We start from the raw sequence: 23,298 nt of genomic DNA, 5'->3' as shown, positions 1-23,298 counted from the left end.
AGCCGGGCGCCCCAGCACCACCGTGACCGAATCGCGCAGGGCTGGTTTCTTCCGTCCCCTTTATCCCCAACTTAGCCGATAACTATTAGAAATCAAGCCATTGATGATTTATCATTACGGGATTCCCACACTCTACTCCGTCCTGCCGCAGTGACCCCGCGGCAGGAATACGTCATGGCATTGCTCAATATCCTTCGTTATCCCGACCCGCGTTTGCACAAGAAGGCCAAGCCGGTGGCGGAAGTGGACGAACGCATCCGCACGCTGGTGCGCGACATGGCCGAAACCATGTACGCCGCCCCAGGGGTGGGCTTGGCCGCCACCCAGGTCGATGTGCACGAGCGCGTGGTGACCATCGACGTTTCCGAGGAAGGCAACCAGTTGCTGGTGCTGATCAACCCGGAGATCACCTGGAAGAGCGAAGAGCGCAAGACCTACGAAGAAGGCTGCCTGTCCGTCCCGGAAATCTACGACGAAGTCGAACGCGCCGCGCGCATCCGCTTCAAGGCCCTGGGCGTCGACGGCAAGCCCTATGAGATGGAAGCCGACGGCCTGCTGGCCGTCTGCGTACAGCACGAACTGGATCACCTGGACGGCAAGGTCTTCGTCGAATACCTGTCCTTCCTCAAGCAGAACCGCATCAAGACCAAGCTGCGCAAGGCCGAGCGCGAAGCGCTGCGGGCCTGACCATGCGCGTCGTCTTCGCCGGTACTCCTGAATTCGCCCGCCTCGCCCTGGACGCCATCCTGGCGGCGGGCCATGAGGTACCGCTGGTCCTGACCCAGCCCGACCGTCCGGCCGGACGCGGGCTGAAGCTGACGCCCAGCCCCGTCAAGCAGGCTGCCCTGGCCGCCGGCATTCCGGTGGCCCAGCCGCGCAGCCTGCGCCTGGACGGGCGCTATCCCGATGAAGCCGCGCAAGCCCGCGAACAGTTGCTGGCCGTGGCGCCGGACGTGATGGTGGTGGCCGCCTATGGCCTGATCCTGCCAACCTGGGTGCTGCAATTGCCCGCTGCCGGCTGCTTGAATATCCACGCCAGCCTGCTGCCGCGCTGGCGCGGGGCGGCCCCCATCCAGCGTGCCATCGAGGCCGGCGACGAACGTACCGGCGTGACCATCATGCAGATGGATGAGGGCCTGGATACCGGCGCCATGTTGCTGGTGCATCCCGTGACGATAGGCGCTGAACAGAACGCGGCCGAGTTGCATGACGCGCTGGCGGACGCCGGCGCGCAGGCCATCGTGCAAGCGTTGGCGCAACTTTCCACGCTACGCGCCGAACCGCAGCCCGAAGACGGCGTGACCTATGCCGCCAAGCTGGACAAGGCCGAAGCGGCGCTGGATTTCACGCAAACGGCTGCACTGCTGGCCCGTCGAGTGCGCGCCTTCAATCCCGTGCCTGGCGCTACCGCGCGCCTGCCGGGCCTGGATGATCCCGTGAAGGTATGGCGCGCCTGCGCGGTGCCGGCGCAGACGGCCAACGCCACGCTCGGTACGGTGCTGCATGCCGGGCCGGAAGGTGTGGATATCGCCACCGCCGACGGCATCCTGCGTCTGCTGGAATTGCAGAAAGCCGGCGGCAAGCGCCAACCCGTCGACGTCTTCGTACGCGGCTGGCAGCCCTGAGCCGGGGCTACGGCGCCGAGCCGCGCCGGGACCCGGTCCCGCCTCTATTTCCCGAATTCCCTCGAGAACCCGGCCCGTCGCGATCAATACAGCGTCTGCTGGACCCGGTCCGGCAATGCCTTGTCGTAGGCTTCGCCGTCGAAGCCGTTCTTGCTGATGTCGCTGATGATCTTGCCTGTGCTGGGCAGGGCCGCGCGATCGATCTGCGTGGCCGGATCCCACAAGCGCGAACGCACCAGGGCACGCGAGCATTGGAAGAAGACGGTCTCCACATGCACCACCAGGACCGAGCGCGGCGCCTTGCCATCCACTTCGAAGCGCGCCAGCAGTGCGGGATCGATGCTGATATCCGCCCGTCCGTTCACGCGCAAGGTCTCGCCCACGCCCGGCACCAGGAATAGCAGCGCCACACGCGGATCGGCGATGACGTTGCGCAGGCTGTCGACCCGATTGTTGCCGCGGCGGTCCGGCAGCAGCAACGTCTGTTCATCTTCGATGGTGACGAAGCCCGCCGGATCGCCGCGCGGCGAGACGTCCAGGCCGCGGGGGCCGCTGGTGGCCAGCGCCATGAAGGGCGCCGCCTCGATGAAAGCGCGGTAGTGCGGATGGATATACGGCGTTTCTTTCAACAGCGACGCTTCGCTGGGTTTCCCGTACAGGGCAGCCAAGGTGTCCAGATCGGCAATGCGGTGGGCTTCAGCGACTTTCATGATCGGTTCGTCTCGCTTCGCTTCGTTTCAGTGCTCAGTGGCAGTGTTCGTGTCCGTGCCCGCGCAACACCTGCGCGCGGCACGCCGTTGCGCTACGCATCGGCCCGGTTCAAGTACGCCAGGACCGGACGCAGCGCCGCCAGTGCGGGAGCGCCGGCGCTGATGGCGGCGCGGTCCGTCCAGGGGTAGGGCAGCGCCGTGATCCAGTCGAACACCGCGCCCGCCGTCTCGGCCGGCAACACCTCCATGGCATCGATGGTGATGGCCAGTTCACGCACCAGGTGCGGATCGGCCTGGAAGTGCCAGTCATAGCTGCCGCAACCCACGCGCACCTGGCCGCTGGTCTTGTCGGTCATGGCCACCATCCAGTCGCAGGCGAACTGGTCCAGCCGCGCGCCGGCGGTCGGGCGAGCCAGATAGAAGGTGTACACGTTCTCGTAGGTCTGGCCGAACTTGCGCACCAGCGTGTCGGCGATGCCGGGCGCGCCTTCGACCTCGGAGGGAAAGGCGATGGCCTGGGTCTTCAGGATCATGCGCAGCCGCGCATCCGGCGCGAAGGCGCGCGCGATGTAGAGCGGACGGTTCTCGTCCTTGCCGTGAAAGTAATCGCGCAGCAGCGCTTCGCTGGTGGGTTGCGGGCGGGTCATGGGCGGCTGATCCATTTGGAAACGGTGGGTGCGGTGTAATGCGCGAAGCGGTCCAGCAGCTTGCCCGGATCGCTGTCCACCATCAGCATCGCGCGATGTTCGGGGCGCATGAAGGCTTCCTCTTTGGCATGGTCCAGGAACTGGGCCAGCTTGTCGTAGAAGCCCGCGATATTGAGCAAACCGCAAGGCTTCTTATGCATGCCCAACTGCGCCCACGTCCACGTCTCGAAGATTTCCTCGAACGTGCCGGCGCCGCCGGGCAGCGCGACGAAACCATCGGCGCGTTGCACCATCATGGTCTTGCGCTCATGCATGGAGCCGACGATATGTTGTTCGGTCAGGCCCGCGTGGGCCATTTCCTTCGCTACCAGCGATTCCGGAATCACGCCGATGACGCGGCCACCCGCGGCCAGGACGGCATCGGCCAGTACGCCCATGGTGCCGGCGCGGGCGCCGCCATAGACCAGGCCCAGCCCGCGCCGGGCGAGCTCGCGGCCGAAGGCGGCGGCTTGTTCCACATAGACAGGCTGGCGGCCCGAGTTCGAGCCCAGATACACGCAGATATTTTCAAGTGCCATGGATACGTCGGAAATGGTCGGCCGGGCCGGGCGGTTCGCGCCCGGGGCAAGCGGGATAGTTTACGCATATTTTCAATTGGTCCTGCCAGGGGCAACCGACCCGCGGCACGGGGCTTGCGTAGGAGGTCCACACACAGCGGTCCGGCTTTCCCTTATCTGCTCAACAGGGCAGCTGGAAATTACCGGGAAATCCGCGGAAACGGCGTCGCAGGACGCCGTTCCATTCACTGCAACGCGATCAGGAGAGTACGCCATGGATATGCCCACCCGTTCGGCCGACAACGGCAAGTTCGATATGGATGTCGAGGCCATACGCAAGAAGGCGCGCCAGGATATCGAGGACGGCGCCATCACCGATAGCTATCAAGCGGATCGTGAGACGGTGCTCAAGCTGCTCAATGAAGCATTGGCCACCGAGGTGGTCTGTGTGCTGCGCTACAAGCGCCACTTCTTCATGGCCCGCGGCATGAACGCCGAGCCGGTCGCCGCCGAGTTTGCCGAGCATGCGACCGAAGAGCAGCAGCACGCCGACAGCCTGGCTGAACGCATCGTGCAATTGGGTGGTGCGCCCGACTTGAATCCGGACCGCCTGAGCAAGCTCAGCCATTCCGAATATGTCGAGGCCAACACGCTGGAAGACATGATCAAGGAAAACCTGATCGCTGAACGTATCGCCATCGACAGCTACAAGCAGATGGTGCAGTACATCGGCGACAAGGATCCCACGACGCGCCGCCTGCTGGAGCAGATCCTGGCCGTCGAGGAAGAACACGCCGACGACCTGGCGGACTTCCTGGGCTGATAGCGTATCAGGGGTAGCGTAGAAAAAAAATGCGCGCCACGGAGAACCGTGGCGCGCATTTCGTGTTGATTCGATCAGGTGCGGCCAGCCGGGCGTTTCGAGTTACGCGCGCGGCGTATCGACTTCGTCGGCCCACAGATCGTATTCGTCCGCATCGGTGACTACCGCGCGCACCATGTCGCCCGGCTTCAGGTCGCGGTCCGACGACAGGTAGACGCTGCCGTCGATTTCCGGTGCGTCGGCGCTGCTGCGGCCGACGGCGCCGTCTTCGTCGACTTCGTCGATCAGCACGTCGATTTCACGACCTACCTTGGCCAGCAGGCGCTGGGCGGAAATCGCCTGCTGATGCGCCATGAAACGTTCCCAACGTTCCTGCTTCACTTCATCGGGTACGTGGCCTTCCAGCGCGTTGGCGGGCGCGCCTTCCACCGGCGAATACTGGAAACAGCCCACGCGATCCAGCTGCGCTTCGGTCATCCAGTCCAGCAGGTATTGGAAGTCCTCTTCGGTTTCGCCGGGGAAGCCGACGATGAAGGTGGAGCGCAACGTCAGGTCCGGACAGGCTTCGCGCCAGCGCTTGATGCGTGCCATCGTCTTGTCTTCGAAGGCCGGGCGCTTCATCAGCTTGAGCACGCGCGGGCTGGCGTGCTGGAAGGGGATGTCCAGATACGGCAGGATCTTGCCCTCGGCCATCAGCGGGATCACTTCGTCGACGTGCGGATACGGATAGACGTAGTGCAGGCGCGTCCACACGCCCAGGTCCGACAGGGCCGCGCACAGCTCGGTCATGCGGGTCTTCACCGGGCGGCCGTTCCAGAAGCCGCTGCGGTATTTGACGTCGACGCCGTAGGCGCTGGTGTCTTGCGAGATCACCAGCAGTTCCTTGACGCCGGCCTTGACCAGGCGCTCGGCCTCGTTCAGCACGTCGCCCACCGGGCGGCTGACCAGGTCGCCGCGCATGGACGGGATGATGCAGAAGCTGCAGCGGTGATTACAGCCTTCCGAGATCTTCAGGTAGGCGTAGTGGCGCGGCGTCAGCTTGACGCCTTGCGGGGGCACCAGGTCCAGGTAGGGATTGTGGTTGGCCTTGGGCGGCGCGGCGCTGTGCACGGCGCGCACCACTTGTTCGTACTGCTGCGGACCGGTGACGGCCAGGACGCTGGGGTGCACGTTGCGGATGACGGCTTCTTCGACGCCCATGCAGCCCGTCACGATGACCTTGCCGTTTTCGGCGATGGCTTCGCCGATGGCGTCCAGCGATTCGGCCTTGGCGCTGTCGATGAAGCCACAGGTGTTGACCACCACCACGTCGGCGTCGTCATAGGAAGGCGTGACTTCGTAGCCTTCGGTGCGCAGTTGCGTGAGGATGCGCTCGGAGTCCACGAGCGCCTTCGGACAGCCCAGGCTGACGAAGCCGACACGCGGGGTACGGCCGCTCTGGCCGTCATTGCCGCCCCCGCCGCCCTGGCCGCCATTAGCACCGCCGTTGTTGCCGATCTTGCCGATGTCACCGCCATTGCCACCTGCGTTGATCGCAGCAGCATTGCCGGAAGCGTTATCGGCACTCGCGCCGGGCCGGGATTTTTCCAGGATTTCCAATCTATTTCACCGTAGGTTCGCGCAGCGGCAGGCGCCGTGCGGCAGATATTCATTCGTACATTCAGGCAGATTCGTCCGCGTGCCAGCGGGGCAGGTCGCGCAGGGTTTCCGGATGGAGTATTGCCACCTGCAGCAGTGTCTTGGCCGCGCCGGAGGGATTGCGCCGTCCTTGCTCCCAATCCTGCAGGGTACGCACACTGACCCCCAGCAACTCCGCGAAATCCGCTTGGGGCAAGCCGACACGGCTACGCGCCTCGCTGATATGCGACGCCTGCCACCGGCCGGAACATGCCGGCGGGGCTACTTTCTTCATGACTCGATCGATTCACGGGCTCGGCGGCACGACGCCACCACCCTGTTTCAGGCCGCCGTTCCGGATCGGACAACGGGGATGGGCCGGAATTATACGGCATTGCCGTACCGAAGTTCCAGCACCTTGAAAAGAAAAGCCCCGCGCGAGGCGGGGCTGGGCTGCATAGGCGCGAGCGGCGCCAGGTAACAGCTCAATGTGCGCTCAGTGCGCTGCTTTGAAGCGATTGCGCAGGTCGCGGATCTGGTCGTGGTTGCGCAGTACGCCTTGGTACTGGCGTTCCACTACCGCGCGGACGTCAGGCGTCAGCTGTTCCTTCAGCGCATCGGTATATTGCGCCTTTGCATGGTCCTCGCCGCGTTCGCATTCTTCAAGGATGGCGGCGTCGCTGCGGCCGGTGACGGTGGACTTGAGTTCGGTCCAGCCGCGGTGCATCGCACCGGCAACCGTGCCACCCGTCGCGGGATCGCCGCCCAGTTGGCGAACGATGGCCTGAAGCTCGCCCGCACCCGTGGCGCAGTCGCGCGCACGGCTTTCAAACAGGGCCTTCAGCTCCGCGGTCTTGGTGTCCTCAGCGGCTTTGGCAAATCCCTTCTCGCCGTTCTTCGAAGTTTCAATCAGGTCGTTCAGTACTTTGACGATGTGGTCAGCCATGGCTGTCTCCTGGGAATATGGGTCTACGACAAATAAACGGCGGACGCGATATCGACGTCCGCCTCGGCTCCAGCCGTATTCTTATTGGTGGTACTGCTTCTTGGCGTTGGCAACGCAGGTGTCCTTGGCATCACCAGACATGGCGTCGCACTTTTCCTTCGCTACCTTGTAGTCGGCGTCCATCTTGGTCTTGCTGGCATCGCGGCCGGCCTTGGCCTGTTCCTTGTTTTCCTTCAGGTCGGCCTTGGACTTGTCGCGCGTGGCCTTGGCCTGCTGTTCGCACACATCCTTGTCATTGCCCTTCATGGCGTCGCAGCGCTTCTGCTCCGTCTTGTAGTGGGCGTCGATGTCTTTGTCGGTGGTTGCGGTCTGCGCATGCGCACCGAACGACAGGGCGGTCAGGCTGAAAATGGCAGCAGCAAAAGCAGGTTTGAAGTTCTTCATTTGATTCTCCTTTGATCAAGCGCCACCGGAAAGCCCCCTCGGCATTTCCGGCCGCTTGAATAATCAGGTGGCTCGCGCCACACGCCGGTCCATTAAGCAACCGTCGTGCCTGAGCTGATGCCTCGTCCGATACCTTGCCCGACCCTTCCTGCTCCTTTCCCTCCTTTCTCTCCTTTCCCCCATCCATTGCCGCGACCCTGCAGTGACGCCGCCGGATGCCCGCCGGGGTACCATACGGATCTTTGCGTCCGCGATTCGCCATGTCCTCATCTCCTCCTGCCTCGTCCCGTCCCAGCGCTCCTCTGCATGACCTGCTGCTGGAAAGTGCCGAGGTGGTCCGCGCCGTGCAGGCCGGGCGCTCGATGACCGACGCCATCGCGCAGGTGCCGGCAGAATTCCGCGCCGGTACCCAGGCCCTGTCCTTCCACACGATGCGCCATCTGGGCACGGCGCGCGCGCTGCGCCGGCTGCTGGTGCCGCGCGATCCGCCCGAACCGCTGGTGGATGCGCTGCTGCAAGTGAGCCTGACGCTGCTGCTGCCCGCGGCGAGCGCCGCAGGCGCAGCCGCCGCTGCCGATTCCGCAACGCCGGCCACCACGGCAGCTACGGCAGCTACGACCTCAGCGCCGGCTGTCGGCACCCGCTTGCCCGACAGCAGCGCGCCCATCTACACCTCCCATACCGTCGTCGACCAGGCCGTGAAGGCCGCCGACAGCATGCGCCGCCTGCTGCCCTTCAAGGGCCTGGTCAATGGCTGCCTGCGCGGTTTCCTGCGTGATCCGGCCGGCCTGCTGGCTCAGGCCGCCAAAACCGTGGAAGGGCGCTGGAACCACCCCCAATGGTGGGTCGACAAGATACGGTCCGCCTATCCGGCTGACTGGCAGCAACTGCTGGCCGCAGCCAACGTGCCCGCCCCCCTGACCCTGCGCGTCAATCGCCGCCGCGCCACCCGCGAGCAGGTGCTGGCCGCGTTCGCCGCCGCCGGCATCGCCGCCGAGCCCAGCGGCAGCGACGGCCTGGCGCTGGCCCAGCCGCGCCCGGTGGCGCAATTGCCCGGCTACGACCAGGGCTGGTGGTCGGTGCAGGACGCCGGCGCCCAGCTGGCAGTGCCGCTGCTGGCCGTGCGCGACGGCGAACGGGTGCTGGATGCCTGCGCCGCCCCGGGCGGCAAGACCGCTCATCTGCTGGAACTGGCCGATGTCAGCCTGACCGCGCTGGACGCCGACGGCGTCCGCCTGCAGCGGGTGCGTGAGAACCTGGAACGCCTGGACGTGCGCCGTCCCGACACCGTCCTGCGCCGTGCCGACGCGGCCGATCTGGCCGAATGGTGGGACGGCGTGCCCTTCGACGCGGTGCTGGCCGACGTGCCCTGCACGGCGTCCGGCATCGTGCGGCGCCACCCCGACATCCGCTGGCTGCGCCGGGCCGACGACGTACCGCGCACGGTCAAGCTGCAGACCCGCATCGTCGACGCGCTGTGGACCACCGTGGCGCCGGGCGGGCGCCTGCTGTACGTCACCTGCTCGATCTTTCCCGAGGAAAACGAGCGCCAGGCGGCTGCGTTCCTGACCCGCCACCCCGATGCCCGCCGCCTGGACGCCCCCGGCCAGCTGCTGCCCGTGGCGATGGATACAACACCCGGAGCCCAGCGCGACGGCTTTTTCTATGCCCTGTTTGCCAAGGCCTCCTGAATCGCCAAGAATATCGGCATCGCCGCGCAAATGTTCCGTATGCCCCTCCTACCGCGACTGCTCCTGGCCCTGGTCTGCCTGTTCACGCTGTTGCCGTGGAGCGGTGACAGCATGGCATCCGAACCCACCGTGGTGCGCATCGACCCGGCGCTGCGCAACGGCCGCGTCGAAATCGACGCCGATATCGACATCAAGCTCAACGACCAGTTGCGCGAGGCGGCCGAACGAGGCCTGCCGCTGTATTTCACCGCCGACATCACCATCACCCGCTCGCGCTGGTGGTGGCTGGACAGCACCGTCGCCGACACCAGCATGACCTGGCGTATCGTCTACAACGCGCTGACCCGGCAATGGCGCGCCGGCGTCGGCGAATTGTCGCTGCCCGTGCGGTCCCTGGACGACGCCATGGACATGATCCGTCACATTCGCGGGTGGGCCGTGGCCGATGCGGGCGATTTCAAGCCCGGGGTCAAATACGAAGGCCAGTTGCGCCTGCGCCTGGATACCTCGATGCTGGCGCGGCCTTTCCAGGTCAACGCCTTGAACAGCAGCTCCTGGACCCTGTCCACGCCCTGGGCGGGTTTCGAGTTCGCCATCGCCGATGAAGGGAATCGGGACCGATGAGAAAACTACTGCGCTTCGCCTTGGTCGCAGGCGCGTTGGCGGGTGTGCTGCTGCTGGGCCTGCTGGCCTGGTCCACCGGCAATGCCTCCCGCTTTGCCCGCTATTACGATGCCCTGCTGCTGCTCAACGGCGTGGTGGCGCTGGCCCTGTTCGCCTGGGTGCTGGCCCTTACCGTCAAGCTGGTACGGCAGATCCGCCGGCGCCAGTTCGGGGCGCGCCTGACCGCCCGCTTCGCCCTGGCCTTCACTCTCATAGGCGTGGTTCCCGGCGCATTGATCTACACCTTGTCGGTGCAGTTCATGTCGCGCTCCATCGAGTCCTGGTTCAACGTGCGGGTCGATTCCGCCCTGGAAGCGGGCTTGAACCTGGGCCGCGCCGCGCTCGATTCCCTGCTGGCGGATCTGGATGCGCGGGCCCGGTCCATGACCACCGAGCTGAATCGCGCCAGCGACAGCAATATCGCCTTGACCCTGACCCGCCTGCGCGAAGCCAACGGCGTGCAGGAGGCCATGGTCTTCACCGGCTCCGGCCGCATGATCGCCTTCTCGACCAACCAGTACGGGCAACTGATGCCTGCGCTGCCGCCGTCCACGGTGCTCAACCAGCTGCGCCTGTCGCGTGGCTACTCGGCCGCCGAAGCCGACGACCCGGTGCAGTCCGAGAGCGGCGGCGCGCTGCACCTGCGGGTGGTCATCCCGCTGCTGCCCAATGAACGCTTCGACGGCCTGCTGGGCGCTTCGGCCGAACCACGCTGGCTGCAGCTGCTGCAGCCTGTGCCGGACCAGATCGCGCACAACGCCAACCTGGTGCAGCAGGGCTTCCGCGATTACCAGGAACTGGCCCTGTCGCGGCTGGGCCTGCGCAAGCTGTACGGCATCACGCTGACCCTGGCCCTGCTGGTGTCGGTGTTCACCGCCATTGCCGTGGCGTTGTCGCTGTCCAAGCGCCTGGTGCGCCCGCTGCTGCGGCTGGCGGCCGGCACCCAGGCGGTGGGCGTGGGCGACTATCGCCCGCTGCCGGAGCCGCCCGAACGCGACGAAGTGGGCCAGCTGACCCGCTCGTTCAACGCCATGACGCGCCAGCTGGACGAGGCTCGCCGCATGGTGGAAAGCAATCGCCAGCAGCTGGAACGTTCCAACGTCTACCTGGAAAGCGTGCTGTCCAACCTGTCTTCCGGCGTGTTGGTGTTCGACGAAGCGTTCCGCGTGACGACGGTCAACCAGGGTGCGCAGACCATTCTGCAGAGCGATCTGCGCTCGGTCATCGGCCGCCCGCTGGAAACCATAGACGGCATGCTGCCCTTCGCACAGGTGGTGCGCCAGGCCTTCGCGGCCCATGCGGCGGTGGGCTCGGAACGCCAGCACTGGCAGCAGCAATTCGAAATCCAGCCGGTGCAGATGGATAACGCGGGCGCCGCCGGGGCTTCCCACGCGTTCCCCGTGGCGCAGTCCTCGCACGGACAATCGCTGACCCTGCTCGCCCGCGGCACCCATCTGCGCGTGGACGGCCGCGGCAACGGCTATCTGGTGGTCTTCGACGACATCACCGAATTGATGTCCGCCAACCGCACCGTGGCCTGGGGCGAGGTGGCGCGCCGCCTCGCGCATGAAATCAAAAATCCGCTGACGCCCATCCAGCTGTCGGCCGAGCGCCTGGCCATGAAACTGGCCGATCGCCTGCAGCCGGCCGACCGCCAGATGCTGGAACGCTCCACCAATACCATCGTCAACCAGGTCAGTTCGCTGAAGCACATGGTCGATGATTTCCGCGAATTCGCCCGCACGCCGCCCGCCGTGATGCAGCGTATCGACTTCAATGCGCTGGTCTCCGACGTGCTGTCGTTGTATGGTTGGGATCCTGTGGAAGGGCTGGTACGTGACCACGTCAACTCGCTCAACCTGGAGGTGGACCTGGCGTCGGACCTGCCCGCCATCGAGGGCGATCCAACGCAATTGCGCCAGGTCATCCATAATCTCCTGGCCAATGCGCGTGATGCGATCGCAGGGCAAGGCGAGGGCCGGGTGCGCGTTTCGACCCAGCTGACGCAGGCCCCGCAGAGCGAAGGCGTGGAGCATCGAGCGCTGCGTTTCACCGTGTCCGACACCGGTCCGGGCTTCTCGCAGCAGGTCATGCAGCGTGCCTTCGAACCATACGTGACAACCAAGTCGCACGGTACTGGGTTAGGATTGGCGATCGTTCGCAAAATCGTGGAAGAACACGGCGGACGTATCGACTTGGCGAATCGCCGCGAGGGCGGGGCGCGTATTTCTATACTATTGACCCGTCTGGCGGGCGCGGTTGATACTCTGGACGCATCCGCACAACAACAGGATAATGCGGCTACGCAATAGGTGGATGGGCTTATGGCCAGAATTTTGGTGGTTGACGACGAAGTTGGCATTCGCGAGCTTCTGTCCGAAATCTTGTACGACGAAGGGCACACGGTGGAGCTGGCCGAAAACGCGGCGCAGGCTCGTGCCGCGCGCCTGCGGGCACGTCCCGATCTCGTGCTCCTGGACATATGGATGCCGGATACCGACGGTGTCAGCCTGCTCAAGGAGTGGGGCTCGCAGGGTCTGCTGGACATGCCCGTGATCATGATGAGCGGTCATGCCACCATCGATACCGCAGTCGAAGCCACCCGTATCGGCGCCATGGACTTCCTGGAAAAGCCGATTACCCTGCAAAGGTTGTTAAAAACTATTTCGGCTGGACTGGCTCGTGGCCGCGCGCCGCAGTCCGTTCCCATGCCCGCGGCATCGGTCGGCCAGGCCCCGCGCGACGACGATGGCGATGCACCCCTGGGCAGCACCGCGGTGGGCGCCATCGCGAATTCCAGCGTGAATGCCGGCGGCGCCGCTGAACTGCCTGCCTCCGGCAATGGCCAGTTGGGCAGCATCTCGCTGGACCAGCCGCTGCGCGAAGCCCGCGATGCCTTCGAGCGCATCTACTTCGAGTACCACCTGGTCCGGGAAAGCCACAGCATGACGCGGGTTTCCGAGCGCACCGGGCTGGAACGCACCCACTTGTACCGCAAGCTGAAGCAACTGGGCATCGAGTCCGCGCGCAAGCGCAGCACTTGAGCCGCCTGCCTTGAAAGTCCTCATCGTCGGCGCGGGTCGCGTAGGCACCAGCGTCGCGGAAAATCTGGTCTCCGAACAGAACGACATCACGGTCATCGACACGGATGTGCGCAATCTGCAGGGCTTGCAGGAACGCTATGACCTGCGCGCGATGCAGGGCGACGGCACCCAGGTAGCGGTGCTGGAAGCGGCCGGTGCGGCCGATACGGATCTCTTCATCGCCTGTGCCGCCTCGGACGCCGTCAACATGGTGGCGTGCCGCATCGCGCGCCAGCACTTCAACGTGCCCCGCCGCATCGCCCGCATCCGCGCGGCGGATGTTGCCGAATACCCGGCGCTGATGGGCGACGAGGGCTTCTGCATCGATGCCCTGATCAGCCCGGAGCGCAGTGTCACCGCCTATCTGCACAGCCTGATCGAATTTCCCGAGGCCCTGCAGGTGGTGGAGTTCGCCGACGGCCGCATCAGCGTCATCACGGCGCGGGTCAGCCGCGGCAGCGCCATGGCCGACCGGCCCGTGGAGGACCTGCGCGAAGCCTGGCCCGACGTCACCGCCTGTGTCATCGACGTGCTGCGCAACGGCCGGCCCCTGCAGGCCGGCACCAAGACGGTCATCGCCCCGGACGATGAAGTGGTGGTGCTGGTCGATACGCGCCACGCGCGCCGTGCCGTGCGCCAACTCTGCGATGCGGAGAAAACGGTACGCCGTGTGATGATCGCCGGCGGCGGCAATATCGGCATGCGGCTGGCGCGCCAGCTGGCCGAGGAAAGCTATAGCGTAAGGCTGATCGAACGGGATCCGGCACGCTGCGAATACCTGGCCGTCAACCTGCCGGGCAATGTGCTGGTGCTGCAGGGTAACGGCACGGACGAAGACCTGCTGCGGCGCGAGAACATCGGCGACATGGACACGTGGCTGGCGTTGACCAGCGACGACGAGGACAACATCATGTCCTCGCTGCTGGCCAAGCGCCTGGGGGCGCACAAGGTGATCGCGCTGATCAACCGGCCGGCCTATGGCGAGCTGATGCAGGGCAGTCATATCGATATCGCCGTGTCGCCCGCGCAGGCCACCATGAGCGAGCTGCTGCGCCATGTGCGGCGCGGCGACGTGGTGGCCGTGCATCGCTTGCGCCAGGGCGTGGCCGAAGCGGTGGAGGCGGTGGCCCACGGCGACAGCAAGACGTCCCACGTCGTGGGGCGGCGCGTTGGCGAACTGCGCCTGCCCAAGGGCGCGACCATCGGGGCGCTGGCGCGCGACGAAGACATCATCATTCCGGACGCCGATACGGTCATCGAAGCGGGTGACCACGTCATCGTGTTCGTCCCTTCGCGCCAGCAGATGGCGCGCGTGGAGAAGCTGTTCCAGGTCTCCGCGTCGTTCTTCTGAGCGCCCGTCCATGCCCCATTTCCGTTCCCGAGCCTTCGCGACACCAGGCCAGCGTCCGTATCAACGCAGCACGGGTCCGCTGAGCCGCCTGCTGGCCCTGGTCAATCTGCTGGGGCTCGTCATGACGCTGTTCGCCCTGACCATGGTGATTCCCCTGGCGGTCTCGCTGTACCTGGGTGACGCGGCCTTGTCGGCCTTCATCGACGGGTTCCTGGTGGCCTTGGGCATAGGCGGCGCGCTGTGGCTGGTCTCGCGTCGCCATCGCTATGAATTGCGGCCGCGCGACGGCTTCCTGCTGGTGGCGCTGGTCTGGACCGTGCTGCCGCTGCTGGCGTCGATACCGCTGTTCATCTACTTCCACCGTGCCGGCCTGCCGCTGTCCTTCACCGACGGCTACTTCGAGGCCATGTCGGGCTTGACCACCACGGGCGCCACCATCCTCAACGGGCTGCACAAGCTGCCGCCGTCGATCAATCTGTGGCGCGCCACCCTGGTGTGGCTGGGCGGCATGGGCATCCTGGTGCTGGCGGTGGCCATCCTGCCGCTGCTGGGCGTGGGCGGCCACCAGGTGTTCCGCGCCGAAACACCCGGTCCGATGAAGGACGAGAAGCTGACGCCGCGCATCGCCGGTACCGCCAAGGCGCTATACGCGGTGTACTTCGGCTTTTCGCTGCTGTGCTTTCTGGCCTATCGGGTGGCCGGACTGCCCTGGTTCGAGGCCTGGTGCCACATGGCCACCACCATGGGGCTGGGCGGGTTTTCCACCTGGGACGACGGTTTCGCCCATTTCGATTCCGTGCCGGTGGAAATCGTGGCCGTGATCTTCATGCTGATCGCCGGCATCAACTTCGCCACGCACTTCAGCGCCATCAGCCAACGCCGCCTGCGGCCTTACCTGACCTGTCCGGAGACCTTGCCCTACCTGGTGCTGACCCTGGGCGTGGCGCTGTTCGTATCGGCCTACCTGTACGTCGAAGGTGTCTATACCGCGCCGCTGGATGCCTTGCGCTACGGCATCTTCAACACGGTGTCGGTGATCACCACCACCGGTTACGCCAATGTCGACTACACCACCTGGCCCATCCTGGCGCCCTTGCTGATGCTGCTGCTGTCGGGCGTGGCCACGTCGGCCGGCTCGACGGGCGGCGGCATCAAGATGATCCGCGCGGTACTGCTGTGCAAGACGGCGGGTGCGGAATTGAAAATGATGCTTCACCCGCAGGCGGTCAGTCCGGTGCGGATCAAGGGGCGGGTGGTGAATCCGCGCATCCTGGCCTCGGTCCTGGCCTTCATGGTGGCTTACGGCTTCTCCATCGCGGTACTGACGGCCTTGATGCTGGCCTCCGGCCTGGACGCCATGACCGCCTTCAGCGCGGTGGTGGCCAGTGTCAACAATACGGGCCCCGGCCTGGGCGCGATCGGCCCCATGGGCAGTTTTTCCGTGCTCAGCGACTTCCAGACATGGGTGTGCACGTTCGGCATGCTCATCGGCCGGCTGGAGCTTTTTACCGTCCTGATGCTCTTCACGCCGGGCTTCTGGCGCACGTAGCGGCCGCGGGAACGTTTCCTGCTCAGGGCGTGACGAACCGGGTTCGGCTCCTTACCGCGCACCACGCGCTTGAAGTGCTTAGGGGATTTCCCCAGGCACGTAAGTGCTTGCTACGCTGCAGACGGCATGAACCGGTCAAGATCGCCGCTGTTGCTTATAAATGTCACGTTTTTCCCCTATGTTGACGAAAGTGTGCAGCTAAACTGCCACCTCGTCGCGCCACATCAAGAGATGCCCCCCGGGTAGTTTCCGGGCTTCAAGGCATGGTGGCGTCCTCCCCACATGTATAAGTTAGATAGGAGCCGGAGATGGAACAGATCCCGTTCGTCCCTTCCGCCCCCAACACCCTGGGCATCGAACTCGAGCTGCAACTGATCGACCCCCGTACCTTTGATTTGACGGCCGCATCCGACGAATTGCTGGCCCAGATGGCAAACCATCCCATCGCTGACCGGGTAAAACCGGAAATCACCCGGTCGATGATCGAGTTGAACTCGTCGGTGCATACCCACCCCCTGGACCTCCTGGCTGAAATGCGCGAAATGCGCAGCGCCCTGTGCGAGGCCGCTGACGCGGTCGGCGTGACGGTGGCCGGAGGCGGCGCCCACCCCTTCATGCGTTGGCAGGAACGTTCGATCTCCGATACGCCGCGCTTCCAGTACCTGGCCGAGATGTACGGCTACCTGGCCCGCCAGTTCACGGTGTTCGGCCAGCACATCCACCTGGGTGTGGGCAACGGCGACGAGGCCATCAAGCTGACCCGCCAATTGTCCGCCTATGTGCCGCACTTCATTGCCCTGTCGGCGTCGTCGCCCTATTACGAAGGGGTCGATACGCTGTTTTCCTGCTGCCGTTTGAATGCAGTGAATAGTTTTCCCCTGGCTGGCCATCTGCCGCCCGAGGTCAACGACTGGTACCAGTTCGAAGCCCATCTTGCGCAGCTGCGCACCTACGGCCTGGCGGAAAGCATCAAGGACCTTTACTGGGACATCCGCCCCAAGCCGGAATTCGGCACGGTGGAGATCCGCGTCTGCGATACCCCGCTGACGGTGGAGCGTGCCTGCCAGATCGCGGCGTTCGCGCAGGCGCTGGCGGTGCTGCTCAAGCGTCAACCGCAGTCCGAGAAGGGATTGTGGCTGGCTTACCGCAACAACCATTTCCAGGCCTGCCGCTTTGGTTTGCAGGGCAGCTACGTGACCGGCGACGGGCAGCGTTTGCGCCTGATCGATCACCTGCGCAGCGTGTTCGGCCTGCTGGCGCCGATTGCCGAGGAACTGGGGACCAGCGACATGCTGGCTTCGCTGCGCGATGACGCGCTGAAGTCGGGCAACGATGCGCGCTGGCTGCGTGGCCAGTTCCACCGTCTGCGCGATCTGCCTTCGGTAGTGGATGCGATGTCGGTGGCGTTCCGTGGCGACGGCGGCATGGCCGCTGCCGCCGCGGTGAACCTGTCGGGCGCGGATCCCACCGCGGTGGCGCGCCGCCGCGTGCGGGCCACTTCCGAGCCGTTGCTGGGGGCGGTGGGCGTGCAGACGCTGGCCGAACCGGACGAGCCCATCACGCCGCGCCGGCTGCACTGAGCGGGGCCGATGCAGCAAAACAATGGCGGCGCCTTTTGGGCGCCGCCATTTCTTTCTTCCCGCTTGCCGCGTGAACGGTGGCGGTGTTCCCTCGGGGGCTGTTGCGGCACGGGCCGGGCCCGCGCGCGCCAGGTCTCACTCCGTGTGGATATTGGCTTTCTGGATCAGGTCATGCCACTTGGCCACTTCCGATTTCTGGAAGGCGGCCAGTTGGGTCGAATCCATGCCCGACCCGTCGATGGCCATGGCGGCGAACTTTTCCTTCACGTCGGGCTGCTGCAGGATCTTGAGGATCTCCGTCGACAGGCGCTTGACGATGGGCGCCGGCGTGCCGGCCGGGGCGAACACGGCCTGCCAGGAAACGATCTCGTAGTCCTTCAGCCCGACTTCCTGCAAGGTGGGCACGTCCGGCAGATTGGGATCGCGCTTGGCCGAGGTCACCGCCAGCGCGCGGATCTTGCCGGACTTGATCAACGGCAAGGTGGGCGGGATGTTGTCGAAGGCCATGGACAGCTGATTGCCAAGCAGCGCCTGCAGCACCGGGCCGCTGCCCTTGAAGGGCACGTGCATGATGTCGACCTTGGCGATGGATTTGAACAGTTCGCCCGACAGGTTCTGCGAGGTGCCGTTGCCGGCCGAGCCGTAGCTGAGGTGGCCGGGAGTCTTGCGTGCCGCCGCCAGCACGTCATCGACGGTCTTGTAAGGGCTTTCGGCCGGCACGACCAGGACGTTGCCCAGCTTGCCCGTCAGCGCCACCGGCACGAAGGACTTCTGCATGTCGTAGGGCATGTTCTTGTACAGGCTGCCGTTGATGGAGTGCGAGCTGATGGTGCCGCCCACCAGGGTGTAGCCGTCCGGCTTGGCCTTGGCGACGAATTCGGAGCCGATATTGCCGCCCGCCCCGGGCCGGTTTTCCACCACGATACTGGTGTGCAGCACCGGGCCCAGCTTGGTGGCCACGATACGGCCGATCACGTCGGTGGCGCCGCCGGGGGCAAAAGGAACGACGTAGGTGATGGGCTTGCCGGCGGGCCATTGGTCCGCCTCGTCTGCCGCGTGCGCGGTGGTGGCCAGGCCGAGCGTGCAAAGAAGGGGCAGGGCAAAGCGAATGCCGAAACGCATGTTGTCTCCGTTATGTTCTTGCATATCCATGGGACCGGCGTCTGGGCGCCGTTTGCTGCCATAGCATACCTGCGCAGCACGCGTCATATCGCCCCGCGGCACCATCGTTAACCCGCATTGGAGCCATCGGCCCATGGCCAGGATGCGTCGAAGCCACCGGAAGGAGGTGAAGGGGAATACTTTCCCTTCATATTCTTTCTGGCGATAGGAATCTACATGGCCGTTGGCGGCCCGCGCGGTTACGGGCGGCGGCGGCCGATGGCGCTGACGGACAGGGTGGTCTCGCCGGGGGCGGTCCGGCGAGTAGCGGCGCGCCACGCGTGGCCATAAGCCACTTCGATACTCAACTTGATCAGGCCGTCGTCGCCGCGCTGCCCTTCCAGCGCGGCGAACAGACGCTCGCGCCAGGCGGGCGTGGCCAGGCCGCGCCGGCGCGCGCTGGCGGGGTTGCCGCCCAGCGCGCGCACATCTTCCAGCAGGCGCTGCGGCGTGCGATACGTCAGGGTGAGGGTTTCCTGGTCCATCACGGGATCGGCGAAGCCGTTCTCCACCAGCAGGTCGCCGAAGTCGTGCATGTCGACGAAGGCGGGCGTGGCGGTGCGCAGGCCGGCATCATCCAGGGCCGCGCGCAATTCCCGCAGGGTATTGGGCCCCAGGCAGGAAAACATCGCCAGGCCTTGCACCTTGAGAATGCGGCGCCATTCGGCCAGCGCGGCATGGGGTTCCGGATGCCAGTGCAGGGCCAGGTTGGACCAGACCAGGTCCACCGATTCCGGCTGCAGGCCCGTCGCGGCCATGTCGGCCAGGACGAATTGCGGCCGCGCGGCGGCCTTGCCGGTCAGGCGCCCGAGCATGCCGGCCAGGCCGGCGGGCGTGTGGCGTTCGCGCGCGATGTCCAGCAGCGGCGCACAGGCGTCCAGGCCGACGTAGGCGGCGTCGGGATAGCGTTCGCGCAGGCCGGGCAGAGTGGCACCGGCGCCGCAGCCGACGTCGAGCAGGCGTTGCGGCTGGATGCGGATGTAGCGCAGGCGGTCGAGCATGCGGCCGGCGATTTCCCCGTACAGGAACTGGGCGTTTTCCAGATCGCCGCGACGGGCGAATTGGCGCGCCACGTCGGCGCTGTTCAGGGGGAGGGCGGAGATCGGGGCTGGTGACATAACGGTCGCAGCGGCCGGCGGGGCGGCGCGATACGTGTTCAGATGAATGTCCCGACATTATTGCGCACCGGCAGCTTGCCACGCCGGTATCCCCGCGGCGTGGGTAGGGTATGGGAGGGGCGATGAAGCGTTGGCCCAGGTGGCGGGCATGGCTTGCCGGGGTGGCGTCCGAGTGTCCGATGTGCGCCGGGCCGGCGCGGGGCGGGGGCTTGTGCCAGGGTTGCCACGCCGATGCGCGGGCGACGATGCATCCTGCGCAGCGCCGGTGCGAACGGTGCGCCTTGCGGCTGGGGTTTGCCATGCCGACCTGCCCGGATTGCGAGCGCTGTCCGCCGGTTTATCGCCGGGTGGTGGCTGGCTGCGACTATGAGGCGCCTGCCGATTTGCTGATCACCCGGTTGAAGGGCGAGCACCGCTACGCCATGGCTGGCCCCTTGGCGGGACTGATCCTGGATGCCCTGGCGGGCCCCGGGCCCGGGCCGTCCTCCAGCGCCACGGGCGCTGCGCCGGCATGGCCCGACGGTGCCGTCCTGGTGCCGGTGCCCGCCGCGCGGGCTTCCCTGCGGCGGCGCGGGTTCAATCCGGCGGGGGAAATCGCGCGGGAGCTGGCGCGCGCTACGGGGCTGCCATTACATCCGGCCTGGCTGCGGCGCGTTGCCGAGGGCCCGCGCCAGGCGTCCCTGGACCGCGCCGCGCGGCTGGGCGTGGCGGCGTCCACCTACGCCTGCCCGTTCCGCCTGCCGCCTCGTCCGGTCCTGCTGGTCGACGATGTCATGACCACCGGCGCCACGCTTAACGCCGCCGCCACCGCGCTGCTGGCGGCCGGCGCCAGCGACGTCACAGGCCTGGTGGCCATGCGCGCACCCGCCGAGGACGGAGGCGCCCTGGCACAATATCGCCTGCCGTAGCCACCACGCCGTCAGGGACGGCTGCAGTGAGATGAACATCTCAGGCCGGTTCCAACGCATGAATTCATCGTCTTAACTTTCATCCATGTTCCACGTCATCCTCGTCCAACCCGAAATTCCGCCCAACACGGGCAACGCGATACGTCTGTGCGCGAACACGGGCTCGCAGCTGCATCTGGTGGAGCCCCTGGGTTTCGAACTGGACGACGCACGCCTGCGCCGCGCCGGGCTGGATTATCACGAGTGGCAGCCGATGAAGGTGCACAAGACCCTGGAGGACGCCCTGGTCCATACCGGCGCGCCGTCCGACCGCATCTTCGCCCTGACCACGCGCGGTGCGCGGCCCATTGCCGAGTTGTCCTTCCAGCCTGGGGATGTATTCGTCTTCGGCCGCGAAACGGCCGGCTTGTCCGAAGAGGATCTACGCCTGTTCGGCCCATCGCAGCGCCTGCGGCTGCCGATGCGCGAGGGGCAGCGCAGTCTCAACCTGTCCAACGCGGTGGCAGTGACCGTGTTCGAAGCCTGGCGCCAGAACGGCTACGCCGGCGGAGTCTGAGGCCGCCTACCGCGCGGAGCACGGGTCCCCAATTGAAAAGACCTGTGCAATGCACAGGTCTTTTTCTTTGCCCACGGCGCGCCGTCTGCGAAGGGCTCGATCCTCAATCCAGCGAAAGATTCAGCTTCTCGATCACCTTGTCCCAGCGCGCTTTCTCATCGCGCATGCGGGTCGTCAGTTCGCCGGGGGAAGACGGCGCCGGCGTGAAGTACTGCACGGCCATCATCTTGCGGATCTTGTCGCTGTCGATGATGCGCGCCAGTTCACTGTTCAGCCGCTCGATGATGACGCTGGGCGTGCCGGCTGGCACCAGCACCGCATCCCAGGAAATCGCCTCGAAGCCCGGATAACCCTGCTCGGCCATGGTCGGCACGTCAGGCAACACGCTGCTGCGTTGCAGGCTGGTCACCGCCAGCACCTTGACCCGGCCATCGCGGGTCTGCGGCATGGCTATGGCCGGCACCATGAACCCGGCCTGGATGTCGCCGCCAATGATGGCGCCGATCACCTGCGGAAAACCGGCATAGGGGATATGCACCAGGTCCAGTCCGGCCTGGCTCTTGAACATCTCCATCGCCAGCTGCGAAGCGCTGCCCGGGCCCACCGACCCGTAATTCAGCGCGCCCGGCCGTTCACGCGTCATGCTGACGAACTGCCCCAGGTCCTTGACGTTGAGGTCCCCCGGCACGGCCAGCACATTGGGACTGGTGGCCACCAGCGTCACCGGCGCCAGGTCGACGAAAGGATCGTAGCCCAGCGTCTTCTTGTACAGCGTGGGCGCCGTCGTCAGCGGCCCATTGATGGTGAACAGCATGGTGTAGCCGTCCGGCTTGGCCTGCGCCGCCATGCGCGTACCGATATTGCCGCCGGCACCTGACTTGTTCTCGATGATGATGGGCTGGCCCAGCGCCTGGGACAGGGGCTCGGAAACCATGCGCGCCAGCAGATCGGGCGAGGATCCCGCCGGGAAGGGCACGATCATGGCGATCGGGCGATCCGGCCAATCGGCCTTGGCCGGCCCGCCGGCCGCCAGGATGCAAAGGCTGGCCAGGCCAAGGCACAGGCCGCGCAACTGTTTGCCGAACTTGGGACGTACGGGGGACGTCATGATGGGTGTCTCCAATGATTTTTTGAGTATGTGGGATCCCGCGCGGATTCAATCCGGCGCGCGCAGGTCTCCGGCTTCGTGACGCGCGTCACGCGCCAGCAGCGTGGATACGGCCGTCATCGGCGCCACGCCGTCGAACAGCACCGCGCACACTGCCTCGGTAATGGGCAGGTCGACGTTCAGGGCCCGCGCACGCGCCAGGGCCGCGCGCGCCGCGTGGGCGCCTTCAGCCGTCATGCCGCCGGCCAGGATCTCGTCCAGCTTGCGGCCGGCGCCGATCTCCAGGCCCACGCGCCGATTGCGCGACAGGTCGCCAGTGGCGGTCAACACCAGGTCGCCCAGGCCGGTAAGGCCGGCAAACGTATCCGGCTTTGCACCCAGCGCCACGCCAAGCCGGCTCATCTCCGCCAGGCCGCGCGTGATGAGGGCGGCACGGGCATTGGTGCCCAACTGCAAGCCGTCGGACACGCCGCAGGCGATGGCGATGATGTTCTTCAACGCGCCGCCCACTTCCACGCCGACGACGTCGTCGCCCGCATACACACGCACCGCGCCGCCGTGCAGCGCGGCGGTCGTGCGGCGGCAGACGGCGTCGTCAGCGCTGGCGATGGTGAGTCCCACCGGCAGCCCTTGCGCGACTTCGCGCGCGAAGGACGGGCCGGACAGCACGCCCAGGCGGATGCCGGGCAGGCCCGCCAGCGCGTCGCGCGCGATCTCGTGCGGCAGGCGGCCGTCGTTTTTCTCGAAACCTTTGCAGGTCCAGACGATATGGGGCAACGGCCCGCCCAGGGTGGGCAGCAGCGCCAGCAGGGCCTGGCAGATGTCCGCCAGGCCAGCCACCGGCACGCCCAGCAGGATCAGGGGCTGGGCGTCGCCCGGCAGTGCCGTGCCCTCCATCTGCGCGGGGGCCTGCAGATGGCGCAGCGCCTGTGCCAGGTCGGCCGTCACCGCCAGCGTGGCGGGCAAGGAAACGCCCGGCAGATACCGGGCGTTTTCGCGGGTGGCAGCGATGCTTTCAGCCTGCTCGGCCTGGCGCGCCCACAGCATGGTGGGGTGGCGGCGTGCCGCCACCGCCGCCAGCGCGGTGCCCCAACTGCCGGCGCCCAGCACCGTCACGCGCGGCGCGTCGGCCGCGCGGTTTGTTGCAGGCATGGCCGCGAC

The 23,298-nt window shown here is 66.2% G+C and carries 23 protein-coding genes; 12 read left to right on the top strand and 11 right to left on the bottom strand.

Annotation, left to right across the window (positions count from 1 at the left end):
• Positions 1-174 precede the first annotated feature (174 nt).
• Both def and fmt read left to right on the top strand, forming a co-directional pair.
• Positions 175-687, top strand: coding sequence for a peptide deformylase (gene def, locus CEY05_RS15435; protein WP_088599163.1), 513 nt, complete (start codon positions 175-177; stop codon positions 685-687).
• 2 nt (positions 688-689) lie between these two features.
• Complete coding sequence (gene fmt, locus CEY05_RS15430) at positions 690-1,625, top strand: methionyl-tRNA formyltransferase (protein ID WP_088599162.1); 936 nt, start codon at positions 690-692, stop codon at positions 1,623-1,625.
• 83 nt (positions 1,626-1,708) lie between these two features.
• Here fmt and CEY05_RS15425 read toward each other — a convergent pair whose 3' ends face one another.
• The 3 genes from CEY05_RS15425 to CEY05_RS15415 all read right to left on the bottom strand — a co-directional run bounded on the left by CEY05_RS15425 (position 1,709) and on the right by CEY05_RS15415 (position 3,560).
• A complete protein-coding gene (locus CEY05_RS15425) occupies positions 1,709-2,335 on the bottom strand; it encodes a pyridoxamine 5'-phosphate oxidase family protein (RefSeq protein ID WP_088599161.1) in 627 nt (208 codons plus the stop codon).
• A gap of 92 nt (positions 2,336-2,427) precedes the next feature.
• Complete coding sequence (locus tag CEY05_RS15420; RefSeq protein ID WP_198952784.1) at positions 2,428-2,982, bottom strand: hypothetical protein; 555 nt, start codon at positions 2,980-2,982, stop codon at positions 2,428-2,430.
• A complete protein-coding gene (locus CEY05_RS15415; RefSeq protein WP_088599159.1) occupies positions 2,979-3,560 on the bottom strand; it encodes a TIGR00730 family Rossman fold protein in 582 nt (193 codons plus the stop codon). Before CEY05_RS15415 ends, CEY05_RS15420 begins: the two co-directional genes overlap by 4 nt.
• Positions 3,561-3,813: 253 nt before the next feature.
• Here CEY05_RS15415 and CEY05_RS15410 point away from each other — a divergent pair, with 253 nt between their 5' ends.
• The gene (locus CEY05_RS15410; protein ID WP_088599158.1) at positions 3,814-4,362 is read left to right on the top strand and encodes a bacterioferritin; all 549 of its coding nucleotides are present in this window, start codon (positions 3,814-3,816) and stop codon (positions 4,360-4,362) included.
• Between the two features lie 102 nt (positions 4,363-4,464).
• Here the strand turns inward: CEY05_RS15410 and rimO are convergent, their stop codons facing one another.
• The 4 genes from rimO to CEY05_RS15390 all read right to left on the bottom strand — a co-directional run bounded on the left by rimO (position 4,465) and on the right by CEY05_RS15390 (position 7,369).
• On the bottom strand, positions 4,465-5,961 hold the full coding sequence (rimO, locus tag CEY05_RS15405) for a 30S ribosomal protein S12 methylthiotransferase RimO (protein WP_255407767.1): 1,497 nt from the start codon (positions 5,959-5,961) through the stop codon (positions 4,465-4,467).
• A 61-nt stretch (positions 5,962-6,022) separates the two neighbouring features.
• Positions 6,023-6,274, bottom strand: a complete 252-nt coding sequence (locus tag CEY05_RS15400) for a DNA-binding transcriptional regulator (protein ID WP_088599157.1) — start codon at positions 6,272-6,274, stop codon at positions 6,023-6,025.
• A gap of 201 nt (positions 6,275-6,475) precedes the next feature.
• Positions 6,476-6,925, bottom strand: a complete 450-nt coding sequence (locus CEY05_RS15395; protein WP_088599156.1) for a PA2169 family four-helix-bundle protein — start codon at positions 6,923-6,925, stop codon at positions 6,476-6,478.
• 81 nt (positions 6,926-7,006) lie between these two features.
• The gene (locus CEY05_RS15390; protein WP_088599155.1) at positions 7,007-7,369 is read right to left on the bottom strand and encodes a hypothetical protein; all 363 of its coding nucleotides are present in this window, start codon (positions 7,367-7,369) and stop codon (positions 7,007-7,009) included.
• Positions 7,370-7,629: 260 nt separating this feature from the next.
• Between CEY05_RS15390 and rsmB the strand changes: the two genes are divergently transcribed.
• The 7 genes from rsmB to CEY05_RS15355 all read left to right on the top strand — a co-directional run bounded on the left by rsmB (position 7,630) and on the right by CEY05_RS15355 (position 17,286).
• A complete protein-coding gene (gene rsmB, locus CEY05_RS15385; protein WP_088599154.1) occupies positions 7,630-9,060 on the top strand; it encodes a 16S rRNA (cytosine(967)-C(5))-methyltransferase RsmB in 1,431 nt (476 codons plus the stop codon).
• 18 nt (positions 9,061-9,078) lie between these two features.
• Positions 9,079-9,684, top strand: a complete 606-nt coding sequence (locus tag CEY05_RS15380; RefSeq protein ID WP_198952804.1) for a DUF4390 domain-containing protein — start codon at positions 9,079-9,081, stop codon at positions 9,682-9,684.
• Positions 9,681-12,035: an ATP-binding protein gene (locus CEY05_RS15375; RefSeq protein WP_088599153.1), complete on the top strand. Its 2,355-nt coding sequence runs from the start codon at positions 9,681-9,683 to the stop codon at positions 12,033-12,035. The genes CEY05_RS15380 and CEY05_RS15375 overlap by 4 nt, the downstream gene beginning before the upstream one ends.
• 12 nt (positions 12,036-12,047) lie before the next feature.
• Entirely contained in the window at positions 12,048-12,767 is a 720-nt protein-coding gene (locus CEY05_RS15370) for a response regulator (protein ID WP_088599152.1), read from the top strand.
• A gap of 10 nt (positions 12,768-12,777) precedes the next feature.
• On the top strand, positions 12,778-14,157 hold the full coding sequence (trkA, locus tag CEY05_RS15365; RefSeq protein WP_088599151.1) for a Trk system potassium transporter TrkA: 1,380 nt from the start codon (positions 12,778-12,780) through the stop codon (positions 14,155-14,157).
• A gap of 79 nt (positions 14,158-14,236) precedes the next feature.
• A complete protein-coding gene (locus tag CEY05_RS15360) occupies positions 14,237-15,706 on the top strand; it encodes a TrkH family potassium uptake protein (RefSeq protein WP_088599265.1) in 1,470 nt (489 codons plus the stop codon).
• Between the two features lie 308 nt (positions 15,707-16,014).
• Complete coding sequence (locus tag CEY05_RS15355; RefSeq protein ID WP_088599150.1) at positions 16,015-17,286, top strand: YbdK family carboxylate-amine ligase; 1,272 nt, start codon at positions 16,015-16,017, stop codon at positions 17,284-17,286.
• A gap of 135 nt (positions 17,287-17,421) precedes the next feature.
• Here CEY05_RS15355 and CEY05_RS15350 read toward each other — a convergent pair whose 3' ends face one another.
• Both CEY05_RS15350 and CEY05_RS15345 read right to left on the bottom strand, forming a co-directional pair.
• Positions 17,422-18,408 (bottom strand): tripartite tricarboxylate transporter substrate binding protein, encoded by a 987-nt coding sequence (locus CEY05_RS15350; protein WP_088599264.1) that lies wholly within the window; start codon positions 18,406-18,408, stop codon positions 17,422-17,424.
• 239 nt (positions 18,409-18,647) lie between these two features.
• Positions 18,648-19,565, bottom strand: a complete 918-nt coding sequence (locus tag CEY05_RS15345; RefSeq protein WP_088599149.1) for a methyltransferase domain-containing protein — start codon at positions 19,563-19,565, stop codon at positions 18,648-18,650.
• A gap of 299 nt (positions 19,566-19,864) precedes the next feature.
• Between CEY05_RS15345 and CEY05_RS15340 the strand changes: the two genes are divergently transcribed.
• Positions 19,865-20,473, top strand: coding sequence for a ComF family protein (locus tag CEY05_RS15340; RefSeq protein ID WP_233161532.1), 609 nt, complete (start codon positions 19,865-19,867; stop codon positions 20,471-20,473).
• An 85-nt stretch (positions 20,474-20,558) separates the two neighbouring features.
• On the top strand, positions 20,559-21,029 hold the full coding sequence (locus CEY05_RS15335; protein ID WP_088599147.1) for a tRNA (cytidine(34)-2'-O)-methyltransferase: 471 nt from the start codon (positions 20,559-20,561) through the stop codon (positions 21,027-21,029).
• 103 nt (positions 21,030-21,132) lie between these two features.
• Here the strand turns inward: CEY05_RS15335 and CEY05_RS15330 are convergent, their stop codons facing one another.
• The gene (locus CEY05_RS15330) at positions 21,133-22,137 is read right to left on the bottom strand and encodes a tripartite tricarboxylate transporter substrate binding protein (protein WP_088599146.1); all 1,005 of its coding nucleotides are present in this window, start codon (positions 22,135-22,137) and stop codon (positions 21,133-21,135) included.
• Between the two features lie 48 nt (positions 22,138-22,185).
• Positions 22,186-23,289 (bottom strand): NAD(P)H-dependent glycerol-3-phosphate dehydrogenase, encoded by a 1,104-nt coding sequence (locus CEY05_RS15325; protein WP_088599263.1) that lies wholly within the window; start codon positions 23,287-23,289, stop codon positions 22,186-22,188.
• Between the last annotated feature and the right edge of the window lie 9 nt (positions 23,290-23,298).

The sequence above is a fragment of the Achromobacter sp. HZ34 genome, from assembly GCF_002209485.1.
Taxonomy (GTDB): Bacteria; Pseudomonadota; Gammaproteobacteria; order Burkholderiales; family Burkholderiaceae_B; genus Bordetella_C.
The sequence above is the reverse complement of the archived record's forward strand: the minus strand, read 5'-3'. Positions and strand labels throughout refer to the sequence as shown.

Bases quoted from the DNA above. Each gene is read 5' to 3' on its own strand.
- def (WP_088599163.1), top strand. From the start codon at position 175: ATGGCATTGCTCAATATCCTTCGTTATCCCGACCCGCGTTTGCACAAG.
- fmt (WP_088599162.1), top strand. From the start codon at position 690: ATGCGCGTCGTCTTCGCCGGTACTCCTGAATTCGCCCGCCTCGCCCTG.
- CEY05_RS15425 (WP_088599161.1), bottom strand. From the start codon at position 2,335: ATGAAAGTCGCTGAAGCCCACCGCATTGCCGATCTGGACACCTTGGCT.
- CEY05_RS15420 (WP_198952784.1), bottom strand. From the start codon at position 2,982: ATGACCCGCCCGCAACCCACCAGCGAAGCGCTGCTGCGCGATTACTTT.
- CEY05_RS15415 (WP_088599159.1), bottom strand. From the start codon at position 3,560: ATGGCACTTGAAAATATCTGCGTGTATCTGGGCTCGAACTCGGGCCGC.
- CEY05_RS15410 (WP_088599158.1), top strand. From the start codon at position 3,814: ATGGATATGCCCACCCGTTCGGCCGACAACGGCAAGTTCGATATGGAT.
- CEY05_RS15400 (WP_088599157.1), bottom strand. From the start codon at position 6,274: ATGAAGAAAGTAGCCCCGCCGGCATGTTCCGGCCGGTGGCAGGCGTCG.
- CEY05_RS15395 (WP_088599156.1), bottom strand. From the start codon at position 6,925: ATGGCTGACCACATCGTCAAAGTACTGAACGACCTGATTGAAACTTCG.
- CEY05_RS15390 (WP_088599155.1), bottom strand. From the start codon at position 7,369: ATGAAGAACTTCAAACCTGCTTTTGCTGCTGCCATTTTCAGCCTGACC.
- rsmB (WP_088599154.1), top strand. From the start codon at position 7,630: ATGTCCTCATCTCCTCCTGCCTCGTCCCGTCCCAGCGCTCCTCTGCAT.
- CEY05_RS15375 (WP_088599153.1), top strand. From the start codon at position 9,681: ATGAGAAAACTACTGCGCTTCGCCTTGGTCGCAGGCGCGTTGGCGGGT.
- CEY05_RS15370 (WP_088599152.1), top strand. From the start codon at position 12,048: ATGGCCAGAATTTTGGTGGTTGACGACGAAGTTGGCATTCGCGAGCTT.
- CEY05_RS15355 (WP_088599150.1), top strand. From the start codon at position 16,015: ATGGAACAGATCCCGTTCGTCCCTTCCGCCCCCAACACCCTGGGCATC.
- CEY05_RS15350 (WP_088599264.1), bottom strand. From the start codon at position 18,408: ATGCGTTTCGGCATTCGCTTTGCCCTGCCCCTTCTTTGCACGCTCGGC.
- CEY05_RS15345 (WP_088599149.1), bottom strand. From the start codon at position 19,565: ATGTCACCAGCCCCGATCTCCGCCCTCCCCCTGAACAGCGCCGACGTG.
- CEY05_RS15340 (WP_233161532.1), top strand. From the start codon at position 19,865: ATGCCGACCTGCCCGGATTGCGAGCGCTGTCCGCCGGTTTATCGCCGG.
- CEY05_RS15335 (WP_088599147.1), top strand. From the start codon at position 20,559: ATGTTCCACGTCATCCTCGTCCAACCCGAAATTCCGCCCAACACGGGC.
- CEY05_RS15330 (WP_088599146.1), bottom strand. From the start codon at position 22,137: ATGACGTCCCCCGTACGTCCCAAGTTCGGCAAACAGTTGCGCGGCCTG.
- CEY05_RS15325 (WP_088599263.1), bottom strand. From the start codon at position 23,289: ATGCCTGCAACAAACCGCGCGGCCGACGCGCCGCGCGTGACGGTGCTG.